We start from the raw sequence: 3,279 nt of genomic DNA, 5'->3' as shown, positions 1-3,279 counted from the left end.
AGTGCCACGGCTTCGGCGGTGTGCTTGAGCCCCGCTACATTGTCGGCGCGGAATCACTTGACCAGTGAGCTATTACGCACTCTTTCAAGGATGGCTGCTTCTAAGCCAACCTCCTGGTTGTCAAGGCAACTCCACATCCTTTCCCACTTAGCACACGCTTAGGGGCCTTAGCCGATGATCTGGGCTGTTTCCCTCTCGACTACGAAGCTTATCCCCCGCAGTCTCACTGCCACGCTCTCACTTACCGGCATTCGGAGTTTGGCTGACGTCAGTAACCTTGTAGGGCCCATCAGCCATCCAGTAGCTCTACCTCCGGCAAGAAACACGCAACGCTGCACCTAAATGCATTTCGGGGAGAACCAGCTATCACGGAGTTTGATTGGCCTTTCACCCCTAACCACAGGTCATCCCCCAGGTTTTCAACCCTGGTGGGTTCGGGCCTCCACACCGTCTTACCGGCGCTTCACCCTGCCCATGGCTAGATCACCCCGCTTCGGGTCTACAGCATGCGACTAAAAACGCCCTATTCAGACTCGCTTTCGCTACGGCTACCCGCCACCGGTTAACCTCGCCACACACCATAACTCGCAGGCTCATTCTTCAAAAGGCACGCCATCACCAACAGCATCTCCAAAGAAACACTGAGGAGGCTCTGACGGCTTGTAGGCACACGGTTTCAGGTACTCTTTCACGACCCCTCACCGGGGCACTTTTCACCTTTCCCTCACGGTACTAGTCCGCTATCGGTCACCAGGAAGTATTCAGCCTTACCACGTGGTCGTGGCAGATTCACACGGGATTTCACGGGCCCCGTGCTACTCGGGAACACACCCAGAAGCCATCTCAGTTTCGTCTACCGGACTCTCACCGTCTACGGTCGGCCTTCCCATACCGTTCGACTACCCAAGCGGTTTGTAACTTCTTGTCAGCGCGGTAGATCCAGCAGGATGGTCCCACAACCCCGCACACGCAACGCCTGCCGGCTATCACACGCGCACGGTTTAGGCTGATCCGCTTTCGCTCACCACTACTCACGGAATCACTATTGTTTTCTCTTCCTGCGGGTACTGAGATGTTTCACTTCCCCGCGTTCCCACCAACCGCCCTATACATTCAGACGGCGGCGACACCCCATGACGGGTGCCAGGTTTCCCCATTCGGAAATCCCCGGATCAAAGTCTGGTTGCCGACTCCCCGAGGCATATCGCAGGCTCCCACGTCCTTCATCGGCTCCTGATGCCAAGGCATCCACCGTATGCCCTTAAAAACTTGAACACACAAAACGATCAAAACAAATCGCAGATAAACAACAACACCACCACAAACAACAGAAACCCCGAAACGGGCTCCCATTCATTGCGGAGGCATCACCGTTCACCAGAGATGCTCGCGTCCACTGTGCAGTTCTCAAAAAACAACCGGGCCCACCACAACCCCACCCCTTGGAGGGGATGGGGTCGTGGTCCCGCAGTCCGAGGCCACCGGGCTCGCGCCCGTTCCCTCAGGACCCAACAGCGTGTCCAACCCACCACCCGCCCGACACCAACGTTCCCACTCCCCTGTCACCAGGGGCGGTACTTGCCGGCTCACACGAGCGGTGAGCTGAGTAGCCAGTGCTCCACATCTATGAGCAGCCATCCGACGGACGTGCGCCGCCGATGATGGCCACCGACCACCGCACCCCGCCTAGGCGGGATCCACGATGGCCAGTTGGTGCTCCTTAGAAAGGAGGTGATCCAGCCGCACCTTCCGGTACGGCTACCTTGTTACGACTTCGTCCCAATCGCCGGCCCCACCTTCGACCGCTCCCCCCACACAAGGTGGTTGGGCCACGGGCTTCGGGTGTTGCCGACTTTCGTGACGTGACGGGCGGTGTGTACAAGGCCCGGGAACGTATTCACCGCAGCGTTGCTGATCTGCGATTACTAGCGACTCCGACTTCACGAAGTCGAGTTGCAGACTTCGATCCGAACTGAGACCGGCTTTAAGGGATTCGCTCCACCTCACGGTATCGCAGCCCACTGTACCGGCCATTGTAGCATGTTTGCAGCCCAAGACATAAGGGGCATGATGACTTGACGTCATCCCCACCTTCCTCCGAGTTGACCCCGGCGGTCTCCCATGAGTCCCCAACCACCCGAAGGTGTTGCTGGCAACATGGAACGAGGGTTGCGCTCGTTGCGGGACTTAACCCAACATCTCACGACACGAGCTGACGACAGCCATGCACCACCTGTCACCGGCCCAAAAAGGACCCCGCATCTCTGCGGGATTTCCGGCGATGTCAAGCCTTGGTAAGGTTCTTCGCGTTGCGTCGAATTAAGCAACATGCTCCGCCGCTTGTGCGGGCCCCCGTCAATTCCTTTGAGTTTTAGCCTTGCGGCCGTACTCCCCAGGCGGGGCGCTTAATGCGTTAGCTGCGGCGCGGAATCCGTGGAAGGACCCCACACCTAGCGCCCAACGTTTACGGCGTGGACTACCAGGGTATCTAATCCTGTTCGCTCCCCACGCTTTCGCTCCTCAGCGTCAGTACAGGCCCAGAGAACCGCCTTCGCCACCGGTGTTCCTCCCGATATCTGCGCATTTCACCGCTACACCGGGAATTCCGTTCTCCCCTACCTGCCTCTAGCCTGCCCGTATCCACCGCAGACCCACGGTTAAGCCGTGGGCTTTCACGACAGACGCGACAAACCGCCTACGAGCTCTTTACGCCCAATAATTCCGGACAACGCTTGCGCCCTACGTATTACCGCGGCTGCTGGCACGTAGTTAGCCGGCGCTTCTTCTGCACCTACCGTCACCCCGAAAGGCTTCGTCGGTGCTGAAAGAGGTTTACAACCCGAAGGCCGTCATCCCCCACGCGGCGTCGCTGCGTCAGGCTTCCGCCCATTGCGCAATATTCCCCACTGCTGCCTCCCGTAGGAGTCTGGGCCGTGTCTCAGTCCCAGTGTGACCGGTCGCCCTCTCAGGCCGGTTACCCGTCGTCGCCTTGGTAGGCCATCACCCCACCAACAAGCTGATAGGCCGCGAGCCCATCCCCAACCGAAAAACTTTCCACCACCAACCCATGCGGGCAGTAGTCATATCCGGTATTAGACCCGGTTTCCCAGGCTTATTCCAGAGTCAGGGGCAGGTTGCTCACGTGTTACTCACCCGTTCGCCGCTCGAGTACCCCCGAAGGGGCCTTTCCGCTCGACTTGCATGTGTTAAGCACGCCGCCAGCGTTCGTCCTGAGCCAGGATCAAACTCTCCATTAAGGTCCAAACGACCAACCCAGGG

2 rRNA genes are annotated in these 3,279 nt (G+C 58.7%); both read right to left on the bottom strand.

Annotation, left to right across the window (positions count from 1 at the left end):
* A 23S ribosomal RNA gene (locus E1266_RS36470) occupies positions 1–1,275 on the bottom strand; the annotation flags it as partial.
* A gap of 449 nt (positions 1,276–1,724) precedes the next feature.
* Positions 1,725–3,257: ribosomal RNA gene (locus E1266_RS36465) — 16S ribosomal RNA — on the bottom strand.
* Positions 3,258–3,279: the final 22 nt, after the last annotated feature.

The sequence above is a fragment of the Actinomadura sp. 7K534 genome (assembly GCF_004348575.1).
GTDB classification, from domain to species: domain Bacteria; phylum Actinomycetota; class Actinomycetes; order Streptosporangiales; family Streptosporangiaceae; genus Spirillospora; species Spirillospora livida.
The sequence above is the reverse complement of the archived record's forward strand: the minus strand, read 5'-3'. Positions and strand labels throughout refer to the sequence as shown.